Source organism: Bartonella sp. AS69XJJH, assembly GCF_042195585.1.
Classification (GTDB): Bacteria; Pseudomonadota; Alphaproteobacteria; order Rhizobiales; family Rhizobiaceae; genus Bartonella.
In genome coordinates this window covers 1-5256 of record NZ_JBHIOO010000043.1, presented here as the reverse complement: position 1 = coordinate 5256, position 5256 = coordinate 1, and the positions used below count along the sequence as shown (strand labels likewise).

The following is a 5256-nucleotide window of genomic DNA, read 5'->3' as shown; positions in this document are numbered from 1 at the left end:
ATATAAAGAGGGATTGTTTGTAAGGAACGCATTGCGTGAATAATTTTTGCAAATTGCTCTTCTGAGATATTACCACGACGCATATCAGAAGAAGAAACCTTTATTTGTTCTGAGATAATGCGAGTTGCAAGCTGTTCAGATGACATTTCAAGTGAGAAGAAACCTACAATGCCCCCTTCATTTTCTTGGCTGTTATCATGACGCTTGCAAGCATTGGCAATATTAAAAGCAATATTGGTAGCTAGAGAGGTTTTCCCCATCCCAGGGCGCCCCGCAAGGATAATTAAGTCAGATGCTTGTAATCCCCCCATTTTCTCATCAAGAGTTTTGATATGGGTAGCGATCCCTGAGAGCTTTGAAGAACGCTTTTTCGCAGCACTTGCCATGTTAAGTGCTTTGGTAATGGCTGTATTAAAGTTTTCAAACCCACCCCCATATTTGCCTTTTTCTGCCAATTCAAACAACTGATTTTCAACAGTTTCAATTTGTTGTGATGTTGTAAGTTCTACAGAAGCATCATAAGCTCTATTCACAACTTGAGTGCCAAGATTAATTAAAGAGCGGCGGATAAACAAATCATAAATGACGCTTCCATAATCTTTAGTATTAATGATTGTGACTGCCTCTGTAGCTAAACGCACCACGTAATTATATACAGTGATGTCTGCAATTTTCTCATCATTGTCAACAAAAGGCTTAATAGTAATGGGATCTGCAACTTTTCCATTTTGGATAATTTTTGAAATGATATCAAACAGCTTCTGATGCAACGGTTCAAAAAAATGCTCTGCTTTTAAAAAATCAGAAACGCTATCAAGAGCATCATTATTGATAATGATAGCACCAAGCAAAGCTTTCTCTGCCTCAATATTATGGGGTGGTTGACGAAAAGAAGATTGTTCTTCTGTTTGAAAAGAAGGTAATTTAACAGCGTTCATTTTATTCATTATGATTTAAATTGATTTGATAAATGATAATTATAAATCACTGAATCTACAGTGTGAATCCCATTTTTATTTTATTTAACAGCTTGTGTTTTGATACGTTTTGTGCAATAAAGAGATGTTCTCTTATATTTCGGTTGGTTATTTTAATCGTTTATTTGGGTCGCTAGTTGTTTTGATCATGAAAGCCGTATCAATTCATTTTGATGCGGCTTTTTTGTATTAAGGCTTGCGTTTTTACACGTTTTGTGTGATATGTGTTTAGTGTGAAATGTATATACCTCCTGTGAATATAAAAGCCGCGTTGATTAAAACGCGGCTTTCTTTTTTGCTATAAAGCAGCCCCCCGCCCCGTTATTTACGCTGCTTTATCATCACCACAAATATCTTCAGAAAATTTCTTATTTTCTTTAAGCACAGCATTGCCATAAATTGTTGTAAATTGACAAATTTGTGCCTTGCCACTCACATGAGCATTATCGTGAATTTTTGCACAGGGACCAACACGCGCCGAGCCAGAAACCTTGGCATTGTCATAAATATTGCTACCATCATAAACTATAGCTTTATCAAAAACATGTGCATTTCCATAAGCTTTTGACCACGCAGCAAGGCGTGATTTCCCATAGACATGGGCATCATTAAACACAAGCCCACTCACATACGCATTTTCATAAACACGGGCATTATCGTAAATAAGAGCCCCCTCTGTAATAACGGCATTATCACTCACAACGGCATTGCCAAAAACATAGCCGCCAATTTTTGCATTGCCATTAATGACTGCATTGTCATAAACATGTGCCTTATCACTCAAAACCCATGCCTTATCACTAATCACGGCATTACCATAAACCCTAGCCCAATTCACAACGCAGGCATTATTGCGTATTTTGGCATTTTCGGAAACGCTTGCTTGAATAACCATAGCATCATCATAGACCCAGCAATTGCCATCATGAGAGAGATTGCTTTCACTTTCAATAAAACCACCTAGATCGCCCGCCTTAACATCAGCAAAGTCTTTTAAAGCTTTAATGCGGTGTAAAGTCACACCGTTAACAACGCGGTTTTCATTAGTAAGTTCATATTTTGGAGATGTTTTTTGATTTTTAACTGTAGCATTCATACTAGTAATCCTTGTGATTATTGGGTTTGTTATTAACACCCCATAAGGGCGTCGGGTGCTAACAAACACGGTCACAAGTCCGTCGTTACACTTTTCTCATAAAGAGTCTTGTATGGTGTAACCACACCCGACAAAATCGTTATACGCTAATCATAGCATAAAAGACAGCCAGTATTTTTAAGAAATGGGAAAAACCTTATCGTGGTTTATCCGCTTGTGATTTAGTGTTGTTAAGCACTTGTCGACCTTTCTAAACGAACCTTTCTTTAAAGTCAATACGTATTTTTTATTTTTTTCACTTTTTTTCATTTTGATATTTACCTAATTGAATATCAAGCGCTTTTTCTAGCTCTCTGTCTATCTCTTCACTTGATAATGGATAACCTCTCTCACAATCATTCGTTATCTCACAAATCAACTGATCACCATTTGTACGTTGTTTGATTTCCCTATTCACCTCATCTATCAACGCCTCATAACTCAAAACGCTTCTTGGCAAATCACCCCCATAAACCCACGCTTTCACTTGAGCCTTTGTACTGTAATCAACTTTGTTAGGTATCTCATGATACTGACCACCATCGAATTCCTCATATTCCCTCATACCATCATCATATTCGTAAAGGTTGTAAAAATACTCAGCTACCCCTAATCCCCATGGTGCATGACCGACCGCCGTTGCTACAAATCTTTTTTGCCCTTTTTGTTTACGTTTTTTTAAAAACATCTGGTTTAATATCCCCTTACTTAAATCCATAACTTTACCAATGGGTTTATTTGCCTCAAAATGGACTGTACAGAAGCGTTTTTAATTTCAATGTGGTTTTTATCACAAAATCTTTAAATCGCTCTGTACGGTGCCTTTCTGTCAATTGCTTCAGTGCTTCAATTAGCTTGTCACGTTCTTCAAGATCCGCATCACATTCATCAATTGTCTGCTTGGTTTCCTTTAAATACCTAAACTCCTTCTCTCTCATTTCTTTCTTAAGATTATTAACCTGCTCTTTAAGTGCTTTAACTTGGTCGCGATAATGCAATGCAATACGAAACATCACTCCGCTTAAGAGCAAAACTGAAACCACTGCTATCCATAAAATCTCATTCCAACTCATCTTTATCTCCTTTAATTTTTATGAGGGCGGTTATCATGACCAATCTGTTGTGCTTCGCATTCCATTAAAAAAAGAATGCAACAAGCCGCATGTGCCAAGTGTGATAAATCACTCTCAGCATCCTTATGTTCTCCACCAAACCATGCTAATAAATGACGCAAAGCAGCACCGTGAAACCGGCTCCAATCCATGCCATTACGCCAGTTGTTTGCTCCGTATTTCTTTGCTCCAAACTCTAAAACACGACCGATTTCCATCAGTGCTAAAGGCGGTATAAGCTCTACCCGTGACTTGCCATCATCATTCTTATGCGCTTCATTTGCGTTCTGTGAAACGTGTTTACGCATGTAAACTTCTTCATTATCGCGAAAATCTTCATAGTCACAAACATCTGCATTGCCATAAATCTTAGCTTGCTCTCTAATTTTTGCATGCCCGTGAACTAACGCATTGTCATAAACTTTAGATTGATTGAAAACATGTGCATGTTCATATACCTTGGCATTCCCGTACACACGTGCTTTTGTATAAATTTCAGCATTCCCAAAAATGCGAGAATTCCCATAAACTTCTGCTTGACCTCTAACAAAAGCATTCTCATAAATTTGTGCTTCACCGTAAACGCGAGAATGATAAACCTTGCTATTACCGTAAATCTTTGCATGATCATAAATATACGCATCACCGAAAACATCTGCACAACCGTATACTTGTGCATGCCCAAAAACACGTGCCATGCCACCAACACGGGCATCTCCAAAAACACGAGCATTACCAAAAACATATCCACGGCTAAAGGAATTATCCGAATCATCTACCCAACAATCCCCTTCATGTGATAGATTACCTTCATGTTCTATAAAACCACCAAAATCACCTTTTTTAACGTTTCCAAAGTCTCTCAGTGCCCGTATGCGACGAAGCATTACAATACCATGTGAATTATTCTCATCAGGATAAAGCGTTACTCCTTGGCGTGTGAACTCATATTTCTTTTCTACAGCCATCATCATCTCCTTAATGCTGCAAAGTCTCACCCGCGCTATCAACGCTGGAACTTTTGCAAATTTTCGTAATTGGGGGGTGTTGCTCTTGCATTAATCTCTGCAAGCGCTCCGGATAAAAAAAATCTTCTGGACGTAAATCTATCCCATGCTCACGGGCGTAGTTTAAGAGCATCACTTGATATTTAGCTGGTATAATTCCGCCTTTACCCTCTCGCTTTTCAAAAGGGTAAGCCCATTTTCTAATTACAATAACATTGCGATTAACGATATTAGCAACTTTTTTATACCCACCTAGATACTCAATTATGAGTTTTGCGGTTTTCGTATATGTTTTTATCATAGCGATAAAAATACGATATCAAAAATATTTAGTCAATACGAAAAACGTATCATTATATTTTTTGTATTGTAAGGACTTTAAAAATAAGGAATAAACTTAATTATGATTAGGCAAAAAGAGCTAAAAATTTGGATAAAAAAAGAGCTTGATAAAATGGGACGAGGGAGCCAAGCCAAGCTTGCCGCCCATCTTGGTATAAGAAGACCAGCTATATCCAATATGATTAATCTTAATACAAATAGGGAAATGAGAGATATTAAGGCAGATGAATTAGTTAAAATTATGGAGTTTTTTAAAGATTCTTCACCTATTTCTGGACCTTACTCTGATGATTTTCTTTACTTATATTCACAAGCGAATGATTCTGAAAAGAAGATTGTCGAGGATCTTTTAAAATCTCTGCTCGCAGCAAGAAATTCATAAAAGCTTTTTTTTCACATTCGGTTAATTTATTTAGCATGATGGATAGCTGCTTTTCTTTTATATTTTCTATCATAAGCACCTCATTAACATTAATGATAATAAACAAAATCGAATAGATTTATAAAAATAAAAATACGTTTTTCGTATTTTACCTATTGACACATCGTTACGAAAAACGTATTAATTACTCCATATCTTAGAAAATAACTTTTGCCAATAGGCTCTATGGAGGCATTTGTGAAAAAACCAGTGTTTATAAATTCTGATGAAATTCTCTTAGTGATGTGCGAAAATGAAGAGC

At 36.9% G+C, this 5256-nt stretch carries 7 protein-coding genes; 1 reads left to right on the top strand and 6 read right to left on the bottom strand.

Annotated elements, in window-relative coordinates:
• The 6 genes from ACFIK6_RS09045 to ACFIK6_RS09020 form a co-directional block, all read right to left on the bottom strand.
• On the bottom strand, positions 1–938 hold a 938-nt coding region (locus ACFIK6_RS09045; protein ID WP_375642632.1), incomplete at its 3' end, for a DnaB-like helicase C-terminal domain-containing protein.
• 364 nt (positions 939–1302) lie between these two features.
• Positions 1303–2073: a hypothetical protein gene (locus tag ACFIK6_RS09040; RefSeq protein ID WP_375642633.1), complete on the bottom strand. Its 771-nt coding sequence runs from the start codon at positions 2071–2073 to the stop codon at positions 1303–1305.
• Positions 2074–2368: 295 nt separating this feature from the next.
• Complete coding sequence (locus tag ACFIK6_RS09035) at positions 2369–2800, bottom strand: hypothetical protein (RefSeq protein ID WP_375677570.1); 432 nt, start codon at positions 2798–2800, stop codon at positions 2369–2371.
• A gap of 55 nt (positions 2801–2855) precedes the next feature.
• Positions 2856–3185 carry a hypothetical protein gene (locus ACFIK6_RS09030; protein WP_375642635.1) on the bottom strand — a complete coding sequence of 110 codons (330 nt, stop codon included), beginning with the start codon at positions 3183–3185 and terminating at the stop codon, positions 2856–2858.
• A gap of 11 nt (positions 3186–3196) precedes the next feature.
• Entirely contained in the window at positions 3197–3532 is a 336-nt protein-coding gene (locus tag ACFIK6_RS09025) for a dATP/dGTP diphosphohydrolase domain-containing protein (protein ID WP_375642637.1), read from the bottom strand.
• 670 nt (positions 3533–4202) lie between these two features.
• Entirely contained in the window at positions 4203–4532 is a 330-nt protein-coding gene (locus ACFIK6_RS09020) for a hypothetical protein (protein WP_375642636.1), read from the bottom strand.
• Positions 4533–4634: 102 nt separating this feature from the next.
• Here ACFIK6_RS09020 and ACFIK6_RS09015 point away from each other — a divergent pair, with 102 nt between their 5' ends.
• On the top strand, positions 4635–4955 hold the full coding sequence (locus ACFIK6_RS09015; RefSeq protein WP_375612651.1) for a helix-turn-helix domain-containing protein: 321 nt from the start codon (positions 4635–4637) through the stop codon (positions 4953–4955).
• Positions 4956–5256: the final 301 nt, after the last annotated feature.